Annotated in this window: 22 protein-coding genes; 6 read left to right on the top strand and 16 right to left on the bottom strand. The window is 69.2% G+C overall.

Features of this window, described 5'->3' with window-relative positions; all coding sequences use genetic code 11:
• Positions 1 to 20 precede the first annotated feature (20 nt).
• From PGB34_RS15730 to PGB34_RS15690, 9 genes are all read right to left on the bottom strand, one after another.
• Positions 21 to 731: an ABC transporter ATP-binding protein gene (locus tag PGB34_RS15730; protein ID WP_271429051.1), complete on the bottom strand. Its 711-nt coding sequence runs from the start codon at positions 729 to 731 to the stop codon at positions 21 to 23.
• On the bottom strand, positions 724 to 1,497 hold the full coding sequence (locus PGB34_RS15725; protein WP_271429050.1) for an ABC transporter ATP-binding protein: 774 nt from the start codon (positions 1,495 to 1,497) through the stop codon (positions 724 to 726). The genes PGB34_RS15730 and PGB34_RS15725 overlap by 8 nt, the downstream gene beginning before the upstream one ends.
• Positions 1,494 to 2,459, bottom strand: coding sequence for a branched-chain amino acid ABC transporter permease (locus tag PGB34_RS15720; RefSeq protein ID WP_271429049.1), 966 nt, complete (start codon positions 2,457 to 2,459; stop codon positions 1,494 to 1,496). Before PGB34_RS15720 ends, PGB34_RS15725 begins: the two co-directional genes overlap by 4 nt.
• The gene (locus PGB34_RS15715) at positions 2,459 to 3,319 is read right to left on the bottom strand and encodes a branched-chain amino acid ABC transporter permease (protein WP_271429048.1); all 861 of its coding nucleotides are present in this window, start codon (positions 3,317 to 3,319) and stop codon (positions 2,459 to 2,461) included. The genes PGB34_RS15720 and PGB34_RS15715 overlap by 1 nt, the downstream gene beginning before the upstream one ends.
• 136 nt (positions 3,320 to 3,455) lie before the next feature.
• Positions 3,456 to 4,649, bottom strand: coding sequence for an ABC transporter substrate-binding protein (locus PGB34_RS15710; RefSeq protein ID WP_271429047.1), 1,194 nt, complete (start codon positions 4,647 to 4,649; stop codon positions 3,456 to 3,458).
• Positions 4,650 to 4,671: 22 nt separating this feature from the next.
• A complete protein-coding gene (locus PGB34_RS15705; protein ID WP_271429046.1) occupies positions 4,672 to 5,943 on the bottom strand; it encodes an NAD(P)/FAD-dependent oxidoreductase in 1,272 nt (423 codons plus the stop codon).
• Positions 5,943 to 6,266 (bottom strand): 2Fe-2S iron-sulfur cluster-binding protein, encoded by a 324-nt coding sequence (locus PGB34_RS15700; protein ID WP_271429045.1) that lies wholly within the window; start codon positions 6,264 to 6,266, stop codon positions 5,943 to 5,945. The genes PGB34_RS15705 and PGB34_RS15700 overlap by 1 nt, the downstream gene beginning before the upstream one ends.
• Positions 6,267 to 6,268: 2 nt before the next feature.
• Complete coding sequence (locus PGB34_RS15695; protein WP_271429044.1) at positions 6,269 to 7,714, bottom strand: glutamine synthetase family protein; 1,446 nt, start codon at positions 7,712 to 7,714, stop codon at positions 6,269 to 6,271.
• An 11-nt stretch (positions 7,715 to 7,725) separates the two neighbouring features.
• Positions 7,726 to 9,051, bottom strand: coding sequence for an aromatic ring-hydroxylating dioxygenase subunit alpha (locus PGB34_RS15690; RefSeq protein ID WP_271429043.1), 1,326 nt, complete (start codon positions 9,049 to 9,051; stop codon positions 7,726 to 7,728).
• Positions 9,052 to 9,329: 278 nt separating this feature from the next.
• Between PGB34_RS15690 and PGB34_RS15685 the strand changes: the two genes are divergently transcribed.
• Positions 9,330 to 10,061 carry a GntR family transcriptional regulator gene (locus PGB34_RS15685; protein ID WP_271429042.1) on the top strand — a complete coding sequence of 244 codons (732 nt, stop codon included), beginning with the start codon at positions 9,330 to 9,332 and terminating at the stop codon, positions 10,059 to 10,061.
• Between the two features lie 16 nt (positions 10,062 to 10,077).
• Here the strand turns inward: PGB34_RS15685 and PGB34_RS15680 are convergent, their stop codons facing one another.
• The 4 genes from PGB34_RS15680 to PGB34_RS15665 all read right to left on the bottom strand — a co-directional run bounded on the left by PGB34_RS15680 (position 10,078) and on the right by PGB34_RS15665 (position 14,801).
• A complete protein-coding gene (locus PGB34_RS15680) occupies positions 10,078 to 10,488 on the bottom strand; it encodes a RidA family protein (protein ID WP_271429041.1) in 411 nt (136 codons plus the stop codon).
• On the bottom strand, positions 10,472 to 11,467 hold the full coding sequence (locus PGB34_RS15675) for a Bug family tripartite tricarboxylate transporter substrate binding protein (RefSeq protein WP_271429040.1): 996 nt from the start codon (positions 11,465 to 11,467) through the stop codon (positions 10,472 to 10,474). Before PGB34_RS15675 ends, PGB34_RS15680 begins: the two co-directional genes overlap by 17 nt.
• A gap of 65 nt (positions 11,468 to 11,532) precedes the next feature.
• Positions 11,533 to 13,548, bottom strand: coding sequence for a hydantoinase B/oxoprolinase family protein (locus PGB34_RS15670; RefSeq protein ID WP_271429039.1), 2,016 nt, complete (start codon positions 13,546 to 13,548; stop codon positions 11,533 to 11,535).
• A gap of 17 nt (positions 13,549 to 13,565) precedes the next feature.
• Positions 13,566 to 14,801 (bottom strand): NAD(P)/FAD-dependent oxidoreductase, encoded by a 1,236-nt coding sequence (locus PGB34_RS15665; protein WP_271429038.1) that lies wholly within the window; start codon positions 14,799 to 14,801, stop codon positions 13,566 to 13,568.
• 106 nt (positions 14,802 to 14,907) lie between these two features.
• Here PGB34_RS15665 and PGB34_RS15660 point away from each other — a divergent pair, with 106 nt between their 5' ends.
• Positions 14,908 to 15,801, top strand: a complete 894-nt coding sequence (locus PGB34_RS15660) for a LysR family transcriptional regulator (RefSeq protein ID WP_271429037.1) — start codon at positions 14,908 to 14,910, stop codon at positions 15,799 to 15,801.
• A 66-nt stretch (positions 15,802 to 15,867) separates the two neighbouring features.
• Here the strand turns inward: PGB34_RS15660 and PGB34_RS15655 are convergent, their stop codons facing one another.
• The 3 genes from PGB34_RS15655 to PGB34_RS15645 all read right to left on the bottom strand — a co-directional run bounded on the left by PGB34_RS15655 (position 15,868) and on the right by PGB34_RS15645 (position 18,302).
• Entirely contained in the window at positions 15,868 to 16,716 is an 849-nt protein-coding gene (locus PGB34_RS15655; protein WP_271429036.1) for a fumarylacetoacetate hydrolase family protein, read from the bottom strand.
• A gap of 84 nt (positions 16,717 to 16,800) precedes the next feature.
• Positions 16,801 to 17,550, bottom strand: a complete 750-nt coding sequence (locus tag PGB34_RS15650; RefSeq protein WP_271429035.1) for an SDR family NAD(P)-dependent oxidoreductase — start codon at positions 17,548 to 17,550, stop codon at positions 16,801 to 16,803.
• Positions 17,547 to 18,302 (bottom strand): SDR family oxidoreductase, encoded by a 756-nt coding sequence (locus PGB34_RS15645; protein WP_271429034.1) that lies wholly within the window; start codon positions 18,300 to 18,302, stop codon positions 17,547 to 17,549. The genes PGB34_RS15650 and PGB34_RS15645 overlap by 4 nt, the downstream gene beginning before the upstream one ends.
• 142 nt (positions 18,303 to 18,444) lie before the next feature.
• Here PGB34_RS15645 and PGB34_RS15640 point away from each other — a divergent pair, with 142 nt between their 5' ends.
• The 4 genes from PGB34_RS15640 to PGB34_RS15625 all read left to right on the top strand — a co-directional run bounded on the left by PGB34_RS15640 (position 18,445) and on the right by PGB34_RS15625 (position 22,272).
• Positions 18,445 to 19,170 (top strand): FadR/GntR family transcriptional regulator, encoded by a 726-nt coding sequence (locus PGB34_RS15640; RefSeq protein WP_271429033.1) that lies wholly within the window; start codon positions 18,445 to 18,447, stop codon positions 19,168 to 19,170.
• A gap of 56 nt (positions 19,171 to 19,226) precedes the next feature.
• Entirely contained in the window at positions 19,227 to 20,237 is a 1,011-nt protein-coding gene (locus PGB34_RS15635; RefSeq protein WP_271429032.1) for a sialic acid TRAP transporter substrate-binding protein SiaP, read from the top strand.
• Between the two features lie 70 nt (positions 20,238 to 20,307).
• Positions 20,308 to 20,865, top strand: a complete 558-nt coding sequence (locus PGB34_RS15630) for a TRAP transporter small permease (protein WP_271429031.1) — start codon at positions 20,308 to 20,310, stop codon at positions 20,863 to 20,865.
• 12 nt (positions 20,866 to 20,877) lie between these two features.
• A complete protein-coding gene (locus PGB34_RS15625) occupies positions 20,878 to 22,272 on the top strand; it encodes a TRAP transporter large permease (protein ID WP_271429030.1) in 1,395 nt (464 codons plus the stop codon).
• Positions 22,273 to 22,277: the final 5 nt, after the last annotated feature.

Raw genomic sequence — 22,277 nt, 5'->3', positions numbered from 1 at the left:
CGGGCCGATGGATTCCGTCGTCAGGCGGGCATGCCCACGCCCAGCAGCGCGTCCAGGCGCGCAGAGTCGGCGGCCAGCGCGGCGCTGGGCCCGGCATGCACCACGGTGCCGCGTTCGAGCACGATGGCCTGGTGCGTCATCTCCAGCGCCAGCACCGGGTGCTGCTCGACGACGATGGAGGCCAGCCCTTCCTGCTCGCACAGGCGGCGGATCGCGTCGGCCAGCTCCTCCACGATGATGGGCGCCAGGCCCTCCATGGGCTCGTCCAGCAGCAGCAGTTGCGGGTTGGTCATCAGCGCGCGGCCGATGGCCAGCATCTGCTGCTCCCCACCCGAGAGCTGGTTGCCGTAGTTGCCGCGCCGCTCGCGCAGCCGCGGGAACAGCGTGTACACGCGTGCAAGGTTCCAGGCGCCCGGGCGCGCCACCACGCCGAGGTTCTCTTCGACGGTGAGCGAGGGAAAGACCTCGCGCTCCTGCGGCACCCAGCCCAGGCCGGCGCGCGCGCGCTGGTGGGCCGCGGCGCGCGTGATGTCCTGCCCGCGCCAGCGGATGCTGCCGCCGCTCACGCGGGTGTTGCCCATCAGCGTTTCGAGCGTGGTGGTCTTGCCCACGCCGTTGCGCCCCAGGATGGCCAGGCTCTCGCCTGCGCGGATCGAAAAGCCCAGCCGGTCCAGCACCACGGCATTGCCATAGCCGGCAGTCACGGCCTCGAAGGCCAGCAGCTCAGACATGGGCCGGCTCCTTTTGCAGGCTGATGTGGGTCTTGCCGAGGTAGACCTCGCGCACGCGCGGGTCGTGGCCGATCTCGGCCGGCGAGCCTTCGGTCAGGATGCGGCCGGCCACCAGCACCGAGATGCGGCGCGCGAAGCGGAACACCAGCTTCATGTCGTGCTCGATGAACAGCACGCTGATGTCCTCGGGCAGCTCGGCGATCACGTCGAAGAGTTCGCCGCTCTCGTCCTCGGGCACGCCCGCGGCGGGCTCGTCCAGCAGCAGGATGCGCGGGCGCGCGGCCAGGGCCAGCGCGATCTCCAGCAGCCGCTGCTTGCCGTAGGCCAGCTCGGCCACGGGCACGTTGGCCAGCGCGTCCAGGCGCAGGCGCCTGAGCAGCGCATGGGCCTCGTCGAAGGCCGCGGTGCTTCTGATGTACGGGCGCCACCAGGTCGCGCCCTGCCCTTCGCGCTCATGGATGGCCAGCACCACCGACAGCAGCGGCGTGAGGCCCGGGAACAGCGTGTTGATCTGGAAGGTGCGCGCCAGCCCGCTGCGCGCGCGCCGGTCGGCCGGCCAGGCCGTGATGTCCTGTCCGTTCATCCGGATGCTGCCGGCACTGGGCCGGTAGATGCCCGTGAGCAGGTTGATCAGCGTGGTCTTGCCCGCGCCGTTGGGACCGATCAGGGCCTGGCGGGCGCCCGGCTCCAGCGACAGGTTCACATCGGCCACGGCATGGAAGGCGCCGAAGCTGATCCCCAGGCCCGTTGTCTGCAGCGCGCTCATCGCGTTTGCTCCTTCACGCGAAAGCGGCGCGACAGCGCGCCCATGATGCCGCCGCGGCCCAGCATCACGGCTGCGATCAGGAAGATGCCCAGCCAGAACATCCAGTACTGCGGGTTCATGTCGGCGAACCAGTCGTGCACCACCATGTAGACGATGGCGCCGATGAGCCCGCCATAGAGCCGGCCCGTGCCGCCCAGCACCAGGATGATGAGGATCTCGGCCGAGCGGTTGAAGCCGATGGATTCGATGCCCACGAACTGCGTGGTCTGCGCCATCAGCGCGCCAGCCACGCCCGCCACCGCGGCGGAAAAGCCGTAGGCCATGCGCAGGCGCGACTCCACCGGCGTGCCGATGGCCAGCATGCGCTTGCGGTTGTCGTGAATGCCGCGCAGCGACAGCCCGAAGGGCGAGCGCAGCACCAGCCGCACGAGCAGGAACATCAGCAGCACCACACCCAGCGCGTAGCAAAAGGCCGTCTTGCCGAAGAGGTCGAACTCGAACACGCCGAACACCGGCGAGACCTGCATGCCCTGCAGGCCGTCGGTGCCGCCCGTGATGCCCGAGAGCCGGTTGGCCAGTTCGTACAGCAGCACGCACACGCCGATGGTGATCATCAGCCGCGTGAGGTCGGCGCCGCGCACGATCAGGTAGCTCAGCGCATAGCCCAGCAGGCCCGCCACCACCAGCGCGGCCAGCAGGCCGCTGAAGGGCTCGCCCCAGCCGTGTCTGGCCAGCAGGCCGGCGGTGTAGGCGCCGGCCCCGAAGAAGGCCGCATGGCCCACCGTGAGGATGCCGGCGTAGCCCAGCGCCATGTCCAGCGCCACGGCGAAGAGGCCGAAGATCAGGATCTGCGAGAGCAGCGTGAGATGGTCGGGCGTGAGGAAGAAGCTCGACGCCAGCAGCAGCCAGAAGGCGATTTCGGCCGCGCGCAGCTGGCCCGGGCTCAGGGTGATGGCTTTCATCAGGCGATGCCCTTCTTGGGAACGATGCCGTTGGGCCGCAGCAGCAGCATGGCGATCATGAACACATAGATCAGGAAGGCGCCGGCCTCGGGCAGGTAGTACTTGCCTGCCACGTCCACGATGCCCACCAGCAGCGCCGCGATGAAGGGCCCGGTGATGGTGCCGGCCCCGCCCACGCAGACCACGATCAGGAAGTACACGAGGTACTTGAGCGGGAACGAAGGCTCCAGCCCCAGCATGCCCAGGCTCAGTGCGCCGCCCAGGCCCGCGAGGCCGCAGCCCAGCGAGAAGGTCAGGAAGAACAGGCGCTGCACGTGGATGCCCGTGCCACCGGCCACGCGCTGGTTGTCCACCGCGGCGCGCACCATCGCGCCATAGCGCGTGCGGCCCATGGCCAGCAGCAGCAGCGCCAGCACCAGCACGCCAGCCACGATCAGGAAGGCGCGGTAGCGGCTCAGCTCCAGCCCCGCCACCGAGAACTGCCCCTGCAGTGCGGGCGGCAGGTTGAAAGGCAGCATCGACGGCCCGAAGAAATAGGTGAGCGCCGCGATGGACACGAACACCATGCCGATGGACAGCAGCACCTGGTCCAGCGGGTGCGCGCGGTACAGCCGCCGGTAGAAGACGAACTCCAGCACCGCACCCAGCAGCGAGGCCGCCGCGAAGGCCGCCACCAGCGCCAGCCAGTAGGACAGCCCCAGCTGGTTCATGAGCACGGCGGCCGCATAGCCGCCCACCACCGCGAAGCTGCCGTGCGCGAGGTTGACGAAATTCATCAACCCCATGGTGATGGACAGACCCACCGCCATGAGAAACAGGAGCATGCCGTAGGCCACTCCATCAAAAAGGACAACACCCATGGGGAATTCCAATGCTGCGCGCACGAGAAGCCGGCCGGTGGCCGCGCGTGCGGGGTGCGCCGGTGCGGCGCGGTGGGCAGGCGGGGCCGCCGGGCCGGCGCGCGGCGTGCGCGCGCGGCCTCGTTGCGGCGCGCCCTTACTTGGCGGCGGCTTCCTTGGCCGGGTCCTTCACGCGGTCGAACTTGTCGAACTCCACGTTCACCAGCTTGCCGCCCACTTTTTCCACCTTGCGGATGTAGACGGTCTGCACGATGTCGCGCGTGGCCGCGTCGATCTCGATCGGGCCGCGCGGGCTTTCGAACGCGAGGCCCTTGAGCGCCTCCATCACCTTGTCGCCGCTGACGTTGCCGCCGGTCTTCTTGAGCGCCAGGTCGATGGCGGCCATGGCGTCATAGGCCGTCACGGCAAAGTAGCTGGGCCGCATGCTGGTGCCGAACTGAGCCTCGAAGTCCTTCACGAACTTCTGGTTCTTGGCCGACGGGTGGCCATAGGAGTAGTGGTGGCTGGTGACCAGCCCCAGCGCCACGTCGCCGGTGGCCTCCAGGTAGCTGTCGTCGGTGGCTTCGCCGGTGGCATAGAGCTTGATGCCGGCCTCTTCCATACCGCGCTCCTTCCACACCTTGAGGAAGGCGGGGGGCATCACGCCCGAGGGGAAGAAGAAGAACACCGATTGCGGCTTGGCGTCCTTGATGCGCTGCACGTAGGCCGAGAAATCGGGGTTGTTCATGGGCGTGCGCAGCTCGCCCACCACCTTGCCGCCACCCTGCTCGAAGGCCTTCTTGAAGGCCGTGAGCGAATCGGTGCCCGACGCATAGTCGGCCACCACCACATAGGCTTCCTTGGTGCCGTTCTTGAGCATCCAGCGGGCCATCGGGTCCGAGACCTGCTGCACCGTGAAGGACAGCCGCGCCACATAGGGCGAGCTGGTGGTGATGGCGGACGAAGAGGCATTCATCACCACCGTGGGGATCTTGGCCTGCGTGGCCACGGCGCCCACGGCATAGGCGTTGGGGCTGAAGTCCAGGCCGGTGAGGATCTGCACCTTGTCGCGCACGATCAGTTCCTGCGCGATGCGCTTGGAGGCATCGGGGTTCGGGCCGGCAGTGTCCTTCTTGACGATTTCCACGCTGCGTCCGGCGATCTTGCCGCCGTGCTCCTTCAGGTACAGCGCCACGCCCGCGTCGAACTGGCGGCCATAGTCGGCATAGGGGCCGGAGTAGGTGCCGATCAGGCCGATCTTGAGCGCGTCCTGGGCCTGCGCAGCGCCGGCGATGCAGGCCAGGGCCGCCGCCGTGGCGGTGGCGAGGAGGGAGCGTTTGGTCATCTTCATCGTGGAACTCCGTGAGAAAGGGTCAGCCCGCAGGCCGGAGGGTTGAAAAGGCTTTGAGATCGCTGGCCGCATCGGCCAGCACCTCGGGCGGGATCTGCGCGCGGCCGGCGATCAGCTTGCGCGCGAGCATGTGTTCGGCCGGCCGGTTGACCGAATGGGCGGCGGCCACCGCGCCATCGCGCAGGTAGAACAGCGTGAAGCGGTCGCTGGCCATGTCGCCGCGCAGCACGCACTGGTCGCCCGGCGCGGGCAGGCCCGCCATCTGGAACTTCAGCTCGTGCTGCTCGCTCCAGAACCAGGGCACGGCCGACAGCGGCTGCGGCCGGCCCGCGATCAGCGAAGCCGCGGCGCGCGCGCCGTCGTTGGCGGCCTGGATGGATTCGAGCCGCATTCGCTCGGGGCCGCCGGGCAGGGCCGCCACGGCGGGCAGCGCCATGTTGGCCACGTCGCCCATGGCCAGCACCTGCGGCGCGCTGGTGCGGCTCAGGCCGTCGACCAGGATGCCGCCCGCGCAGGCGATGCCGGCCGCCTCGGCCAGCTCGGTGTTGGGCAGCACGCCGATGCCCAGCACCACCATGTCGCAAGGCAGCAGGCGCCCGTCGGCCAGCTGGACCGCCTGCACCTGGCCGCTGGCATCGCCCTGCAGTGCCTGCACGCCGCAGCCCAGCTCCAGGGTGAGGCCGCGCTGCCTGTGTGCGTCGGCCACGTAGTCGGACATGGCCGGCGGGAAGCTGCGCGCCAGCAGGCGCGGCTGGCCTTCGATGACCGTGACCTCGGCCCCCGCGGCCTTGAGCGCGGCGGCCACTTCCAGGCCGATGAAGCCGCCGCCGATGACGCACGCACGGCGCCCGGGGCCGCAAGCCGTGACGGCCGCCTGCACGGCCAGCGCATCGTCCAGCGTGCGCAGCGCATGCACGCCGCGCAGCTGCGCGCCGGGCACGGGCAATGGCCTGCAGCGCGCGCCCGTGGCCAGCGCCAGCCAGCCGTAGTCCAGCGTGCCGCCATCGGCCAGTTGCACGCGCTGCGCCGCCACGTCGATGGCGGTGGCGCGCACGCCCAGGCGCAGTTCGATGCCTTGCTCGGCATAGAAATCGGGGCCGCGCAGCGCAAGCTGGTCGGCGGTGGTCTTGCCGCTGAGCAGGCCCTTGGACAGCGGCGGGCGCTGGTAGGGCGCATGCACTTCGTCGCCCAGCAGCACGATGGGGGCCGAGAAGCCCAGTTCGCGCGCCGAGGCCGCGAGCTGCACGCCCGCATAGGAGGCGCCGACGATGACCAGTGTTTCGGCCATCGCCATCAGACCTGCGTCGGCGGCACGCGCACCGTCAGGCCGTCCAGTTCGGCCGTGACGGTGATCTGGCAGCTCAGGCGGCTGCCGGGCTCGCGCGCGCTGGCCGTGCCGTCCAGCAGCTCGTCCTCCATCTCGTCGGGCGGGTCCAGGCGCGGCAGGAACGCTTCAGCCACATAGACATGGCAGGTGGCGCACGAACAGCTGCCGCCGCATTCGGCATCGATGCCGCGGATGTTGTGGTGGATGGCCGTCTCCATCACGCTGGCGCCGGGCTTGGCCTCGACGCTGCGCGTGCTGCCGTCCTTGAGGATGTAGTGGATCGTGGGCATGGTCAGAACATGTCGAAGTACTCGCGGTGTTCCCATTCGGTCACCTCGAGGTTGAAGCGCGCGATCTCGGCGCGCTTGATGTGGCAGTAGTAGTCCACGAAGGCCTGGCCCAGGCCCTCGACGAGCACCGCATCGGCCTGCAGCGCATCGAGCGCGGCGTCGAGCGAGCGCGGCAGTTGCCGGGCCGGCGTCTCATAGGGGGCGTCGGCCGAGGGGCCCGGGTCCATGCCCTGCGCGATGCCGTGCAGCCCCGAGAAGATCTGCGAGGCCAGATACAGATAAGGGTTGGCCGTGGGCTCGCCCACGCGGTTCTCGATGCGCGAGGCGCTGTCGCCCGGCGCACCCAGGACGCGCAGCATGGCGCCGCGATTGTCCTGGGCCCAGATCGCACGGTCGGGCGCGAGCGAGAACGGACGGTAGCGGCGATAGCCGTTGAGCGTGGGGCTGGCCAGCGCAGCTGCGCCGCAGGCATGGGCCTGCAAGCCGGCCAGGTACTGCATGCCCAGCGGGCTCAGCGGGTCGGCGCTGCCGGCCGCAGGCATGAAGGCGTTGTCGCCGCCTTCCGCATGGCGCAGCGACTGGTGCAGGTGCCACCCGCTGGACATCACGCTGGGGATGCGCGGGCGGCACATGAAGGTGGCGTGGTAGCCGTGGCGCTGGCAGATCTGCTTGATCGCGCTGCGCAGCAGGATCATGGTGTCGGCAGGCGCCAGGCCCGCCGTGGGGCCGAAGACCAGCTCGAACTGGCTCGGACCGAACTCGATCTCCAGCGAATGCAGCGGCATCGACAGGGCCTGCAGCTCGCGCCGCAACAGCTCCATCAGGCCGTCCACGCGGTCATAGCGCAGCTCGGTCAGGTACTGGTGGCCATGCGTGAGCAGCGAGACCGAGGGCGGCGTGCCGGGCTGGCCCGCGTCGGCCAGCGCCATCGCCTCCTGGTCGAGCTTGAAGACGTGGAACTCCACCTCCAGGCCGGCCACGAACTCCAGGCCCTGCGCGCCCAGTTGCGTCAGCGCACGCTGCAGGATGCGACGCGTGGCGAAGGGGCAGGGCTGGCCGTCCTTCATGTAGGCGTCGCACAGCACCCAGGCGGTGCGCGGCGCCCAGGGCAGCATGCGGAAGGTCGATGGATCGGGCAGGACCACGAAGTCGGCCCCGCCCTGCAGCCCCTCGAGCGCAAAGCCGCCGCCGGCCGAGAACACCGGAAAGACGGAGCGGTGCGAGGTGTCCTTGGCCAGCAAGGTGGTCGTGAGGTTGATGCCGCGCGCCAGCGCGCCACGCGCAGCCTCGGCCACCAGCGTCTTGCCGCGCAGCACGCCGTGCTGGTCGGGCCAGGCGAAGCGCAGCACGTCGATCTCGCCGGCGTCGATGCGCCCGACGATCTCGGCGGCCTCGGCCTTCTGTTGCGCGCTCCAGAGGCCGAAGCGTTCGGCGAAAGAGGTGCTCACCGTGCGCTCCCTCAGGCCGCGGCCAGCCGCTCGCGGGCCCAGTCCGAGCCCTGGCGGCGCACGCGGTCGGCGTCCATGCAGTAGGTGTCGGCCTTGTCGGCGGCGGCCACGCCGTCGATGGAGGGCGGGCCGGTCAGCGCGCCGGCCTCCTCGGGCGTGGGCTGCATGGGCACGGGCTCGCCGGCCTGGGCCGCCTCGATGGCCTTCACCAGCTGGCGGCGGTACATGATGATCCCCTTGTCGGTGGTGCCCAGGTGCTCCCGCGTGCGGTCCTGGATGCTGCCCATCGATTCGCAGGCCCACTGGTCGTGCACGTTGATGTCCTCGCCCATGCCGGTGTAGGTGCGGGTCAGTTGCTCCTGCACGCTGTAGCCGTATGCGTTGCGCTTGTTCTTGCGCGAGGTGTAGTCGGGCAGGTCGATGGTCTTCAGGCGCTGCTCGCGCATCTGCTGCTTGTCGACTGGGCCGGTGAAGCTGGTGAAGATGGCGTACCAGTAGCAGTGGTGGTCGTCGACGGGCACATGCCACTGCGAGATGGTCATCTCGGTGCTCATCGGAATGACGAAGGCCTGCGGGAACACCACGTTGGTCACGCGAACGTGGGTCTGCTCGGGCGAAAGCGTGCGCAGCGTGGTCAGGCGCATGCCGTAGGGCGCGGCCTCCGCGCGGATCTCGGGCCGGTCGTACTCGCGCAGCACCTGGGTGATGGCCAGGTCCGAATCGGCCGAGGCGCCGCGGAACTGCTTGCCGTAGCTTTCGGAGGTGTCTTCGTCTTCGTAGAAGCGGTGCAGGAAGGAGGCATGGGCCGGGTCCATGCCCACTTCCAGCGCCTGCAGCCAGTTGCACTCCCACAGGCCCTTGAAGGCGAAGGTGTGGCTCTCGGGCGCGACGAAGCAGTCGAAGTCGGGGAAGGCCGGCGGCTCGCCTTCGCCGATGTATGCAAACACGATGCCGCTCTTTTCCAGCACCGGATAGGCGCCCTGCCGGATGCGCGTGCACAGCTTGCTGCCGGCCGGCTCGGCCGGCGTTTCCCTGCACTGGCCGCTGGCGTCGAACAGCCAGCCGTGGAACGCGCAGCGCAGGCCGCCGTTTTCCAGCCGGCCGTAGGCCAGGTCGGCGCCGCGGTGCGGGCAGTCGCGGTCCAGCAGGCCCAGGCGGCCGGTCTCGTCGCGGAAGAGCACGAAATGCTGGCCCATGAGCTGCACGGGCTTGAGCGGCCGCGGGCCGCGCAGCTCTTCGGCCAGGGCCACGGGCTGCCAGTACTTGCGCAGCAGCGTGCCCGCGGGCGTGCCGCGTCCGACGCGGGTGATGAGGTCGTTCTGTTCGGCGCTGATCATCGAAGGGCTCCAGGGCTAGCGTGTTTCATGAATGCAATTGCATGCAATGGAATTCATTCTCTGCGGCATCATCTTGGGAACAGTGAAATGCCGCACTGAAACACTCGGAATAATGCACATAAATGACGCTTTCCGCGCGCATCAAAGCAGTGCAGAGGCGCTTTGTTCTATGTGTTTTCCCTAGTTGCATGCAGAAATCGGGCCATGACGGAATCGATGCGTGCAGATCGGCCGACTTCTACAATCCGGCCCGATTTCTGCATGCATTCAAGGCCTCCATGGACTCCCAACAATCCCGCGTGCTCGTGCAACTGCGCGACCTGATCCTCAAGGGTGAATTCGGCCCGGGCGAGCGGCTGGCCGAGATCCCGCTGGCGGAGAAGCTCGGCGCCTCGCGCACGCCGGTGCGCCTTGCGCTGGCCAGCCTGGAACATGAAGGGCTGATCGAGCCCTCTCCCGCCGGCGGCTACCAGATGCGGCGCTTCACTTCGCAGGAGATCGCCGACTCGATCCGCGTGCGCGGTGTGATCGAAGGCCTGGCGCTGCGCCTGCTGGCCGAAGACGGCGCGCCGCGCCAGTTGCTGCGCGACCTGCACGACTGCCTGGACGCCGGCGACCAGGCCGTGAACAAGCCCACCATGGAGCTGGACGACTACGCCGCCTATGTGGAGATGAATGACCGCTTCCACCGCCTGGTGGTCGAAGGCTGCGGCAACTCGGCCGTGCGCCGCATCATGGACATGCTGGACAGCCAGCCCTTCGCCGCGCCCAGCGCCATGCTGCCGATGCAGTCGTCGATGGTGGAAGGCCAGCAGTGGATGCAGCAGGCGCACCGCACGCACCACGCGATGGTGCAGGCCATCGAGAAGGGCCAGGGCTACCGCGCCCAGGCGCTGGGCGAGGAACATGTGGAGATCGCCCGCATGAACCTCGACTACGCGCTCGAACGGCCCGAGCTGGCCGCCGAGCTGATGCCCGGCATGAAGCTGGTGGCCAGCCGCGGGCGCTGAGGGCGCCGGGCCGGGCTCAGCCCGGCCGCACCGCCACCGCCTCGATCTCGACCTTCACCGGCGCGATGAGCCCCGCGATGACGGTGGAGCGCGCGGGTGCCGCCTCGGGCGCGAAACGCCGCGCATAGGCCGCGTTGAAGGCCGGGTAGTCCGCCGCATCGGTGAGCCACACCGTGGTCTTGACCACGTCGGCCAGCGTGCAGCCCGCGCGCGCCAGGATGGCCTCGATCATGTCCAGCGTGGCCTCGGTCTGACCTGTGATGTCGCTCGCGCAGGGCCGGCCCTGCGCCATGGGCACCTGGCCCGACACGAACACCAGCCGGTCCCAGGCCACGGCCGGCGAGATGGGCTGCACCTGCCCACCGCGCGCCACGGGCGGGCCGAGGCGCTCGATCTGCGCGGGCACGGGCTCAGCCGGGTTGCGCACCGGAGGCCTTGACGATGCGCGACCACTTGGCGGTCTCGGCTTCCACGAAGGCCTTGAAGGCCTGCGGCGTCGTGCCTTCGACCTTGAAGCCGCGTGGCGCGAAGTAGTCCTGGATGGCGGGCGACTTCAGGCCACGCGCGATCTCGGCACTGAGCTTCTGGACCACGGCCGGGGGCGTGCCGGCCGGCGCGAACACGCCCTGCCACGACAGGGCCTCGAAGCCCGGATAGCCGCTTTCAGCCACCGTGGGCACGTGGGGCAGCAACGGGTTGCGCTGCAGCGAGGTCACGGCCAGCGCCCGCATCTTCCCGGCTTCCAGGTGCGGCTGCAGCACCAGCAGGTCGCCGAAGGTGGCCTCGATCTGGCCGCCCATCAGGTCGGACATCACGCCCCCGTTGCCGCGGTAGGGCACATGCACCATGCCCGCGCCGGTGGCGATCTTGAACATCTCGCCGGTCAGGTGCATGGAGGTGCCGTTGCCGGCCGAACCAAAGCTGATCGCATCGGGCCTGGCCTTGGCCAGCGCGACGAACTCGGCCAGCGTCTGCGCCTTGACGGAAGGATGCACGCTCACCACCAGCGGCGCGCTCACCACCATCGAGACGGGCGCGAAGTCCTTGAGCACGTGGTAGGGCAGATTGGGATACAGCGACTGCGCGATGGCGTTGCTGCCCGTCACGCCCAACAGCAGCGTGTGGCCGTCGGGTGCGGCCTTGGCCACGTAGTCCGCGCCCACGGTGCCGCCCGCGCCCGCGCGGTTTTCCACGATCACCGGGTGGCCCAGCGCCGTGGCCAGGTACTCGGCGAGGCGGCGCCCCAGCAGATCAGTGCTGCCGCCCGGCGGGAAGGGCACGACGATGCGCGTGATGGGGCTCTGGGCCTGCGCCGCCAGCGGGACCAGGGCCGCGCCGGCCTTCACCGCCAGCGCCCCCGCCGCGAGTTGGCGCAACGAACGGCGCCGGGAAATCGAGAACTTCATAGGGCCCTCCAGGGAACCAAGAGACATCAAAGAAGAGGAAGAAAAAAGACCGGCGCGCGCAGCCTTCAGGCCTGGGCTTGCGCCGACCCCCAGCCACCGCCGCCTGCGGTCTCGATGACCAGGCGGTCGCCCGCCTGCCAGTGCGCGCGCGCCTTGGCGCCCAGGTGCTCGACCTCGCCGCTGGCTCGCAAGATGCGCGCCGCCGCACAGGCGCCCGGGGCGCCCCCGGCCGCGCCCTGCGGCGCGATCTGGTGGCGTTCGCCGCGGTAGGAAATGCTGCCGCTGCCGTGCAGCAGCCGGTAGATGCGCAGCACGCCGTCGCCGCCGCGGTGGGTGCCGCTGCCGCCGGAGCCCGCGCGCACGGCCACGCGCTCCACGCGCAGCGGGGCCTGGGCCTCGATCGCCTCGGCCGGCGTATTGCGCGCGTTGCCCACATCGGTGGACACGCCCGAGCCGCCCGCGCCCCAGGGCGCGCCGCCGGCTGCAGAAGCAATGATCTCGGTCAGCAGCCAGGGCTTGCCGTCGGGCCGCGTGCCGCCCAGCGAGAGCACCACCACCTCGGCCGCGTTGGGTGCCGGCATCTGCGCCGGCAGCGCCTGCGACCACGCGCCCAGCAGCGCGTTGGCCAGCAGCTTGACCAGGTTGGTGCGGGCGTTCACCGCCGCGGGCGGCAGCGGATCGACGATGCTGCCCGGGCGCGTGCGAAGGGTCAGCACCGCAGTGCTGCCATCGTTGCACGGTGCCTGCGGCGCGAGCATGTGGGCAAAGTAGGCCACGGCCGCCTGCACCGCTGCACGCGATGCGTTGACCGGCCCGGGCGTCTGGTCGGCGCAGCCCGTGAAGTCCAGCATGGCTTGTTCGCCCCGCTTGAGGATGCGCACCGCCACGCGCACGGGCTGCGGGCTCAGGCCGTCGCCATCGAGTGCGTCTTCGAAGACGTAGTCGCCGTCGGGCGCCGCGCGCAAGGCGGCGCGGGCTGCGTCCTGCGCCGCCTGCAGCGCCTGCCCGCAGCGCTGCGCCATTGCGGGCTCGGCCCGCCACAGCGCAGCCAGTTCATCGGCGCCCTGGCTCAGGCCCAGCCATTGCGCGTGCAGATCGCCGCTCAGGTTGTCGGGCATGCGGCTGTTGGCGCACAGCAGGCGCAGCAGCGCCGCGTCCACCTGCCCGCCCGCATACAGCTGCATGGGCGGCACGCGCAGCCCTTCCTGCTGGATCGAGGTGGCGTGCGTGGGCACCGACCCCGGTGCGATGCCGCCCACGTCCTGGTGGTGCAGCATGCAGGCCACCAGCGCCACCACGCGGCCGTCCACGAAGACCGGCCGCATCAGCGTCAGGTCGGGCAGGTGGGTGCCGCCGTGCCAGGGGTCGTTGAGCAGATAGCCATCGCCTTCGCGCATGTCTTCGCAGGCGAAGGCGGCCAGCAGCCCCTTGACGGCCGGCGACAGGCTGCCCAGCAGCAGCGGCAGCGTGCGCGCCTGCGCCACCAGGCGGCCGTCGGGCAGGAAGATGGCGGTGGCGCAGTCCATGGCCTCGCGCACCACGCTGGAGACGGCTTCGCGCACCAGCCGCTGCTGCATGCGGTTGGCCAGCGCTTCGAGCTGCAGAGGAAGCGCATCGCCCGCCAGGGCCGGGGCGGCCTGCTGCTGCTGCGGCGCAGGCGCCGTCAGGCCCACGGCCGCCAGCGTGGCGCGCGTGCGCTCGTATTCACCGCCCTCGGGCACCGGGTGCTCATGCGAGCAGACCACGGGCAGATCGGGCCAGCGCGTGCGCAGCTCGTGCGCCAGGGCCAGCTCGTGCGTCGGATTGCGATGCGCGAACAGCAGGCTGATGGCCACCGCGCGCGGCGGCCGCGGCAGCGCGGCCATCGCCTGCAGCACGGCTTCGGGCGCCAGCGGCTGGACCTCGGTGCCGCTGGCGTCCATGCGCCCGCTCGCCTCGATGCGCCAGTCGGCGGGCAGCAGCTGCGGCCAGGGCGAGGCCGGCACATGCAGCATGTAGGGGTCGGCGCGGTGCTGGCGCGCCAGGGTCATGACGTCTGAAAAACCCTCGGTGCAGATCAGCACCACATCCTGGCTGCTCATGGCGATGTGCGATGGGTTCAGAAGCGGTTGGGCCGGAAGGGCCGCAGATCCACCTGCGGGCTGCGGCCGGCCACCAGGTGGGCCACTTCACGGCCGGTGCTTGCGCCCATGCACATGCCCATGTGGCCGTGGCCGAAGGCCAGCCAGGCGTTGTGCGCATCGCGCGTGGGGCCGATCACGGGCAGGCTGTCGGGCATGCAGGGGCGGTGGCCCATCCACTCGGTGGTCTCGGAGGTGTCCAGGTGCGGGAACAACTGCTGTCCCAGGCGCAGCAGCGCCTGCGCGCGCTCGTAGCGCGGCGGCGCCTGCAGGCCCGCGAACTCCACCGTGCCTGCCAGCCGCAGACCCATGGACATCGGGTTGACCATCAGGTTGTTCTCCACCGCCATCACCGTGTGGCGCAGCTGCAGGTTGGAGCTGCGCACGGTGACGTGGTAGCCGCGCTGCGTTTCCAGCGGCACGCGCGAGCCCAGTTGCGCCGCGAGCCGGCCCGACCAGGCGCCCGCCGCCACCACCACGCCGTCCACGGGAACGGCCTGGCCGTCGGCCAGGCGCACGGCCTGCACCGAGCGCCCCTGGCGCTCGAAGCCGGTGACGCGCTGGCGCACGAAGGCCGCGCCGCGCGCCATGCAATGGGCGTGCAGGGCCTTCACGAGCGCGCAGGGATCGAGCGTGGAGCCGTTCTGCGGCGCCAGGATGCCGAAGCGAAAGCGCCCCTTGAGGTCCGGCTCCAGCGATTCGAGTTCGTCCTGCTGCACGTCGATCATCTCCACGCCCAGCGAGCGGCGCAGCTGCATGCCCCAGCGCCACTGGTCGGCCCGCTCGCGCGACGAATACACGTACAGGCAGCCCGAGCGCCGCACCAGCTGCGTGGCCTGCGCGTCCTGCAGCAGCGGGTCGTAGCACTCGAAGATCGGCGCCAGCAGGCTGCGCAGCGCGGTGGCGATGCGCGTGACCTCTTCGCGCGAGGAGTGGCGCAGCATGCGCAGCAGCCAGGGCAGCACCACCGGCGCGTAGCGCCAGCGCACCGTCAGCGGCCCCAGCGGGTCCAGCAGCCAGTTCGGCACGCGCTTCCACATGCCCGGCATGCCCACCGGCAGGCAGGCGCTGGGCGAAAGCGAGCCCGCGTTGCCGAAGGAGCAGGCTTCGCCCGGCTCCTGCGGATCGAAGAAGGTGACCTGATGGCCGTCGCGCTGAAGCCAGGCGGCGGTGCAGGTGCCGACGATTCCCGTCCCGATGACTGCAATGTGCATGGGGCGAATTCTTGCGAGGGCGCCGGCATCAGACAAGAAAGTTCATTTGATACGGGAATCAGATTTCCTGATTCATGCAGGCAGTTGCGGCCACAATGGTGCGGCCATGAACCTCTCGCTACGCCAGATCCGCGCGTTCTCGATGGTGGCGCGCACGGGCAGCTTCACGCTGGCGGCGCGCCAGCTTCACCTGACGCAATCGGCCGTGAGCATGCTGGTGCAGCAGGCCGAGGACGAACTGGGCCTGAAGCTGTTCGACCGCGCCCGCCACGCCGTGACGCTGACCGAGGCCGGCCATCAGCTGCTGCCGCTGGCGCGGCGCATGCTCGAGGACCTGCGCCAGATCGAACAGGGCGCCACCGACCTGCGCACGCTGCGAAGCGGCGTGCTGCGCGTGGTGGCGCCGCAGCTGCTGGCCTGCACCTGGGTGGCCGATGTGCTGGCCCGCTTCGAGCAGGCCTATCCCACCATCGGCCTGCACATCACCGACGCCAAGGCCGACGACATCGTGGGCACCGTCCGGCGGGGCGATGCCGAGCTGGGCATCGGCCCCGAGCGCAGCACCGGCGACGACGTCGGCCGCAGCTTCCTCATGCATGTGCCCATGCGCCTGGCCTGCGCGGCCAACCATCCGCTGGCAGCGCGCAAGACCGTGGGCTGGAGCGATCTGCGCGACCAGCGCTGGGTGCTGTACCGCAGCGACTTCAGCCGCTACCTGGAGCAGCGGCTGCATGAGCAGGACGCCTCGCTGTCCATGCAGACCGTGGTCGAGGTCGAGTACCTCACCACAGCCATGGCCATGGTGGGCAAGGGCTCGGGCGTGGCCATGGTGCCGGACTACGCGCGCACCTTCGAGACGAACTTCGGCGTGCGCCTGCTGCCGCTGCGCAACCCCGCGCTGCAGCGCGAGTTCTTCATCTACCAGCGGCGCGCACTGGCCCTGTCGCCCGCCGCAGAGGCCTTTGCGCGCATGCTGCAGCAAAAGCCTGGCAAGCCCTGAGGCGCGACCCGGCGATGAAAAAGGGGCGCCGCGCGCCCCTTGCCTGCAAGCCGTCTCGGCTCAGGCTCAGAGCTTGAACGGCACCACTTCCTGGCGCTGCTCGCCCAGGCCCTCGATGCCCAGGGTGATCACGTCGCCCTTCTTGAGGAACACGGGCGGCTTCATGCCCATGCCCACGCCCGGGGGCGTGCCGGTGGTGATCACGTCGCCGGGCATCAGCGTGTTGAGCTGGCTCACGTAGCTCACGAGCTTGGCCACGTTGAAGATCATGGTCTTGGTGTTGCCAGTCTGCATGCGCTGGCCGTTCACGTCCAGCCACATGCCCAGCTTCTGCACGTTGTCGATCTCGTCGCGCGTGACCAGCCAGGGGCCGAGCGGGCCGAAGGTGTCGAAGCCTTTGCCCTTGTCCCAGGTCAGGCCGTGCTCGAGCTGCCAGGCGCGTTCGCTCACGTCATTGACCACGCAAAAACCGGCCACGTAGTTCAGCGCGTCCTTCTGCGACACATGGCGCGCGCGCGTGCCGATGACCACGCCCAGCTCCACTTCCCAGTCGGTCTTGACCGAAGCCTTGGGCAGCATCACCGGGTCGTTGGGACCCTGGATGCAGCTGTTGGCCTTGGTGAAGACCACGGGCTCCGAAGGAATGGGCATGCCCGATTCGGCCGCATGGTCGGCGTAGTTCAGGCCGATGGCGATGAACTTGCCCACGTTGGCCACCGGGCTGCCGTAGCGCGGCTTGCCGCGCACCAGCGGCAGCTTCTCGGTCTTGAGCTTGCGCAGCTTGGCCAGCGCCGCATCGCCCAGCTGTTCCGGGCCGATGTCGGGCACCACCGAGGAGAGGTCGCGCAACTGGCCGTTGGCGTCGATGAGGCCGGGCTTTTCCTTGCCGGGCTTGCCGTAGCGGACGAGTTTCATGTCGTTGTTTTCCTATTGCAGGTTGGGTTGCACAGTGAGCGGATGGGATGGCACACGCAATGCGCCATCCAGACGGGGGGGTGATCAGTAGGTGGAGCGGCCACCGGAGAGGTCGAAGACCGCGCCGGTCGAGAAGGAGCAGTCCTCGGAACACAGCCAGCCGATCATCGCGGCCACTTCTTCGACTGTACCGAAGCGGCCCATGGGGATCTTCGAGAGCATGAAGGCGATGTGCTCGGGCGTCATCTGCTCGAAGATGGCGGTCTTCACGGCAGCCGGCGTCACGCAGTTCACGCGGATGCCGGTGTCGGCCAGTTCCTTGCCCAGCGACTTGGTCAGGCCGATGACGGCCGCCTTGCTGGCGCTGTAGGCGCTGGCGTTGGGGTTGCCGTCCTTGCCGGCCACCGAGGCAATGTTGACGATGCGGCCGTAGCCGTGCTCGCGCATGTGCGCGCTCAATGCGCGACAGCAGAGGAAGACGCCATTGACGTTCACGTCCATCACGGCGCGCCAGGCGTCGACGGGGTAGTCCCACAGCCGGACGTTGGGGCCCGTGATGCCGGCGCTGTTGACCAGCGCGTCCACGCGCGGCGCATGCGCCAGCGTCTGTGCCAGCGCGGCCTGCACGGCCTCGGCCTGGGTCACGTCCACCGTCACGGCGCGCGCATGCGCCGGGCCCAGTTGCCGCGCGGCGGCCTGTACGGCGGCTTCGTCGCGGTCCCACAGGCTCACGCTGCCGCCCGAGGCGATCAGCCGTTGCGCGATGCCCAGCCCCAGCCCCGTGGCGCCGCCGGTCACCACCGCATGGCGGCCGCGGAAGTCGAGCTGGTTCATATCGTGATGCCGCCGTCCACGGTGAAGGCCTGGCCGGTGGCGAACACCGATTCGTCGCTGGCCAGGAACACCACCACGGGCGCGATCTCTTCGGCCTGCGCCAGCCGGCCCATGGGCTGGCGCGCGATGAAGGCGCGGCGCGCGGCCTCGGGGTCGGTATTGGCGTTGATGCGCTCGCCCAGCGAAGGCGTGTCCACGGTGCCGGGGCACACGGCATTGCAGCGGATGCCCTGGCCCACGTAGTCGGCCGCCACGCTTTTCGTCAGGCCCAGCACCGCGGCCTTGGTGGTGCCGTAGACGAAGCGGTTGGGCAGGCCCTTCATGCTGGAGCACACGCTGGCCATGTTGATGATGCTGCCGCGGCCCTGGCCGCCCTGGCCGTTGCTGTTGACCAGCATGCGCGGCAGCGCGGCCTGGATGGTCCACATCTGCGCCCGCACATTGAGCCGGAAGGCGAAGTCCAGGTCCTCGTCGCTGGCCTGCAGCGCCGTGCCGTTGTGCACCACGCCCGCGCAGTTGAACAGCACGTCCAGCGCCGGCAGCTCGGCCATCGTGCGCGCGATGTCGGCCTTGTCCAGCACGTCGAGCCGCCGGGTGCGCACCCGCTCCACGCCGGCATAGCGCGCCAGCAGGGCCTCGTTCACATCGGTGGCCCAGACCTCGGCACCCTCGGCCGCCATGGCCAGGACGCTGGCGCGCCCGATGCCCTGCCCCGCGGCCGTGACCAGCACGGTCTTTCCCTTCAATCGCATGGCTTCTTTGTCTCCTGCTGAGGGGCGCAAGGCGCGCCCGATTCGGGTTTGGCCGGATTTGAGACCGGTTTCATGCCACGTATTCTGAAATTGGCCTGACCACTTGGCCACTCAGGACAACCCGAACCCCGCGACTTTTCCCGTGCCCCTGCAGACCGTCGAACCCCAGCGCCTCTACCGGCAGATCGCCGACCAGCTGCGCGCGCTCATTCGCCAGGGCGAGTTCGCCCCGGGTGCGCGCCTGCCGGCCGAGCGCGACCTCGCGCGCCAGCTCGGCGTGAGCCGCCCTTCGGTGCGCGAGGCGCTGATCGCGCTGGAGGTCGAGGGCTGGGTGGAGGTGCGCACGGGCTCGGGCGTGTATGTGCTCGAGCGCAAGACTGTGCGCGCAGCGGTGCCCTCGCCTGCGCCGGCCGCGGAGCCCGAGTGGGGGCCGCTGGAGCTGATCCGCGCGCGGCGCGTGGTCGAGGGCGAGACCGCCGCCCTGGCGGCCCTGCAGCGCAAGCGCGTGCATGTGGAGGCCATGAGCCGCGCCATCGAGCAGATGGGCGAGATGGCGGCGCGCCAGGTGATGCCGCTGGAGGGCGACCGCGCCTTTCACCTGGCCATTGCGCAGGCCTGCGACAACGGCGTGCTGCTCGACACCGTGCAGGGCTTCTGGGACTCGCGCCGGCGCCCCATCTTCACGCGCCTGGGCGGCTACTTCGAAACCGTGGCCTCGTGGCGCAAGGCCATCGCCGAGCACGAGGCCATCCGCGACGCCATCGCCGAGCGCGACGCGGACGGCGCGCGCAGCGCCATGCACACCCACATGGACCGATCCCACCAGCGATTCAGCGCGAGCTGGCGGCGCGCGCAGCAAAACACCTGACCGCCAGCATCCACAACAGACGGACAGACAGACAAACCGACGGAGACAACCGAGCCATGACGAACTTCCGCAAGCCCTTGACCCGGCGCACGCTCGCCGCCATCGCCTTTGCCGTGGGTGCCACGGGCGCCTTCGGCACCCTGGGCCTGGCGCAGGCCCAGACCAAGCTCAAGTGGGCCCACGTGTACGAGACCTCCGAGCCCTTCCACAAGTACTCCGTGTGGGCCGGCGAGGAGATCAAGAAACGCACCAATGGCAAGTACGAGATCACGGTGTTCCCGGCTTCCACCCTGGGCAAGGAGGCCGACATCAACCAGGGCCTGACCCTGGGCACAGTGGACATCGTGCTGACCGGCGCCAGCTTCGCGGGCCGCAGCTACACGCCGCTGTCGATCAGCTACTTCCCCTTCATCTTCCGCGACGCCGAGCACCAGCTGGCCTATGCGAAGAGCGACGTGTTCAAGGAACTGGCCAAGGGCTACGACGACAAGACCGGCAACCACATCACGGCGCTGAGCTACTACGGCGCGCGCCATGTGACCAGCAGCGCCGCCCGGCCCGTGGCCAAGCCCGAAGACATGAAGGGCCTGAAGATCCGCGTGCCCGATGCGCCGGCCTACCTGGCCTTCCCGCGCTCGCTGGGCGCCAACGCCACGCCGATCGCCTTTGCCGAGGTCTACCTCGCGCTGCAGAACAACACCGTGGACGCGCAGGAGAACCCGCTGCCCACCATCGAGGCCAAGAAGTTCTTCGAAGTGCAGAAGAACATCTCGCTGACCGGGCACATCGTGGATTCGCTGCTGACGGTGGTCTCGGGCAACCTGTGGAACCGGCTCAGCGCCGACGAGAAGAAGATCTTCACGGAGGTGATGCAGGAAGCGGCCGAGAAGACCGGGCGCGAAATCATCGCCTCCGAAACGCGGCTGGTCGAGGAGTTCAAGAAGAAGGGCCTGAACGTGATCACGGTGGACAAGAACGCCTTCCGTGAAGCGGTGCTCAAGAACACCAAGCCCACGGAACACGGCTACCGCCAGCAGGACTACGACCGGATCACCGCGATCAAGTAGGCGCGCTACCTCTCACCCCAGCCCTCTCCCCAGTGGGGAGAGGGGGTCTGCCCTTTGCGGAGCTATCCCCATGTCGGAACAAAAAATCATCGACGATGAAGGGCACTTCCACGCCCAGGATGAAAAGGTGGACCTGTCGGGCACCATTGCCGAGGGCTGGGCCGCGCTGCTGCTGTTCTGGCTTCTGGGCGCCACGGTGCTCTACCAGTTCGTCACCCGCTATGTGTTCAACGACTCGGCCGCCTGGACCGAGGAAGTGGCGCGCTACATGCTCATCGGCGTGGTCTTCGTGGGCGCGGCCATCGGCGTGCGCAAGAACAACCACATCCAGGTCGACTTCTTCTTCAGGCACATGCCGGCCGCGCTGGCTCGCTGGCTCGCGCGCGCGGTCGATGTGCTGCGCACCGCCTTCTTCATCGCCTGCGCCGTGATGACGGTGCAGATGATGCTCAAGATCGGCGGCAACACGCGCATGACCATCATCGACGCCCCGATGAACATCGTCTACGGCGTGTGCCTGCTGGGCTTCATCGCCATGGCCTGGCGTTCGCTGCAGGTCGCGCGCATCCACTGGCGGCGCGGCTACAGCGTGCTGGAGCGGCCTGAATCCACGATGGAAGACAACTAGAAAAAGAAAAGCATGCTCAAGATCCTCTTTCTCTTCTTCATGGCCGGCGGCATTCCGGTGGCCATTGCGATGGCCGGCGCCTCGCTGGTCTACATCCTGTTCTCGGGCAACCTGCCGCCCTTCGTGGTGGTGCACCGCATGGTCAGCGGCATCGACAGCTTTCCGCTGCTGGCGGTGCCCTTCTTCATCCTGGCCGGCAATCTGATGAACAACGCCGGCATCACCACGCGCATCTACAACTTCGCGCTGGCGCTGGTGGGCTGGCTCAAGGGCGGCCTGGGGCACGTGAACATCGTCGGATCGGTGGTGTTTGCGGGCATGAGCGGCACGGCCATCGCCGACGCGGCGGGCCTGGGCACCATCGAGATCAAGGCCATGAAGGAACACGGCTACAGCACGGAATTCGCCGTGGGCGTGACGGCGGCCTCGGCCACGCTCGGGCCCATCATTCCGCCCAGCCTGCCTTTTGTGATTTACGGAATGATGGGCAATGTGTCCATCGGCGCGCTGTTCCTCGCGGGGCTGATGCCGGGCCTTCTGATGACCATCCTCATGATGCTCACCGTGGCCTGGTTCGCGCACAAGAACGGCTGGGGCCGCGACATGAAGTTCAGCGGCTCGCGCCTGGCCAAGGCCCTGGGCGAGCTGGCCGTGGTGGTGGGCTGGCCGCTGGGCCTGTGGCTGGTGGTGGACAAGCTGCAGGTGCCCGCTCAGCCCGCCGTCTTCGTGGGCCTGGCCTCGCTGTTCGTGCTCGACAGGATCTTCAAGTTCGAGGCACTGCTGCCCATCATGACGCCCGTGCTGCTGATCGGCGGCATGAGCACGGGGCTGTTCACGCCCACCGAGGGCGCCATCGCGGCCTGCGTGTGGGCCATGATCCTGGGCTTCGTGTGGTACCGCACGCTCAAGTGGAAGATGTTCCTCAAGGTCTGCCTCGAGACCATCGAGACCACCTCCACCGTGCTGTTCATCGTGGCCGCCGCGTCCATCTTCGGCTGGATGCTGACGGCCACCGGGGTCACCACCGGCATCGCCAACTGGGTGCTGGGCTTCACGCAGGAAGCATGGGTCTTTCTGCTGCTGGCCAACCTGCTGATGCTCTTCGTGGGCTGCTTCCTGGAGCCCACGGCCGCCATCACGATCCTGGTGCCCATCCTGCTGCCCATTGCGCTGCAGCTGGGCATCGACCCCGTGCACTTCGGCCTGGTCATGGTGCTGAACCTCATGATCGGCCTGCTGCATCCGCCCATGGGCCTGGTGCTGTTCGTGCTGGCGCGCGTGGCCGGCCTGTCCTTCGAGCGCACGACCATGGCCATCCTGCCCTGGCTGGCGCCGCTGCTGCTGAGCCTGGCGGTGATCACCTATGTGCCCTCGCTGGTGCTGTGGCTGCCCAGGCAGTTCTTCTAGAAGAA

Origin of the sequence: Xenophilus arseniciresistens (assembly GCF_028023875.1) — a bacterium.
Taxonomy (GTDB): Bacteria; Pseudomonadota; Gammaproteobacteria; order Burkholderiales; family Burkholderiaceae_C; genus Xenophilus; species Xenophilus arseniciresistens.
This window is presented reverse-complemented; position numbering and strand designations above follow the sequence as displayed.

Bases quoted from the DNA above. Each gene is read 5' to 3' on its own strand.
- PGB34_RS15700 (WP_271429045.1), bottom strand. From the start codon at position 6,266: ATGCCCACGATCCACTACATCCTCAAGGACGGCAGCACGCGCAGCGTC.
- PGB34_RS15690 (WP_271429043.1), bottom strand. From the start codon at position 9,051: ATGATCAGCGCCGAACAGAACGACCTCATCACCCGCGTCGGACGCGGC.
- PGB34_RS15655 (WP_271429036.1), bottom strand. From the start codon at position 16,716: ATGAAACTCGTCCGCTACGGCAAGCCCGGCAAGGAAAAGCCCGGCCTC.
- PGB34_RS15650 (WP_271429035.1), bottom strand. From the start codon at position 17,550: ATGAACCAGCTCGACTTCCGCGGCCGCCATGCGGTGGTGACCGGCGGC.
- PGB34_RS15625 (WP_271429030.1), top strand. From the start codon at position 20,878: ATGCTCAAGATCCTCTTTCTCTTCTTCATGGCCGGCGGCATTCCGGTG.
- PGB34_RS15670 (WP_271429039.1), bottom strand. From the start codon at position 13,548: ATGAGCAGCCAGGATGTGGTGCTGATCTGCACCGAGGGTTTTTCAGAC.
- PGB34_RS15660 (WP_271429037.1), top strand. From the start codon at position 14,908: ATGAACCTCTCGCTACGCCAGATCCGCGCGTTCTCGATGGTGGCGCGC.
- PGB34_RS15725 (WP_271429050.1), bottom strand. From the start codon at position 1,497: ATGAGCGCGCTGCAGACAACGGGCCTGGGGATCAGCTTCGGCGCCTTC.
- PGB34_RS15705 (WP_271429046.1), bottom strand. From the start codon at position 5,943: ATGGCGATGGCCGAAACACTGGTCATCGTCGGCGCCTCCTATGCGGGC.
- PGB34_RS15715 (WP_271429048.1), bottom strand. From the start codon at position 3,319: ATGGGTGTTGTCCTTTTTGATGGAGTGGCCTACGGCATGCTCCTGTTT.
- PGB34_RS15710 (WP_271429047.1), bottom strand. From the start codon at position 4,649: ATGAAGATGACCAAACGCTCCCTCCTCGCCACCGCCACGGCGGCGGCC.
- PGB34_RS15630 (WP_271429031.1), top strand. From the start codon at position 20,308: ATGTCGGAACAAAAAATCATCGACGATGAAGGGCACTTCCACGCCCAG.
- PGB34_RS15665 (WP_271429038.1), bottom strand. From the start codon at position 14,801: ATGCACATTGCAGTCATCGGGACGGGAATCGTCGGCACCTGCACCGCC.
- PGB34_RS15720 (WP_271429049.1), bottom strand. From the start codon at position 2,459: ATGAAAGCCATCACCCTGAGCCCGGGCCAGCTGCGCGCGGCCGAAATC.
- PGB34_RS15645 (WP_271429034.1), bottom strand. From the start codon at position 18,302: ATGCGATTGAAGGGAAAGACCGTGCTGGTCACGGCCGCGGGGCAGGGC.
- PGB34_RS15685 (WP_271429042.1), top strand. From the start codon at position 9,330: ATGGACTCCCAACAATCCCGCGTGCTCGTGCAACTGCGCGACCTGATC.
- PGB34_RS15675 (WP_271429040.1), bottom strand. From the start codon at position 11,467: ATGAAGTTCTCGATTTCCCGGCGCCGTTCGTTGCGCCAACTCGCGGCG.
- PGB34_RS15635 (WP_271429032.1), top strand. From the start codon at position 19,227: ATGACGAACTTCCGCAAGCCCTTGACCCGGCGCACGCTCGCCGCCATC.
- PGB34_RS15730 (WP_271429051.1), bottom strand. From the start codon at position 731: ATGTCTGAGCTGCTGGCCTTCGAGGCCGTGACTGCCGGCTATGGCAAT.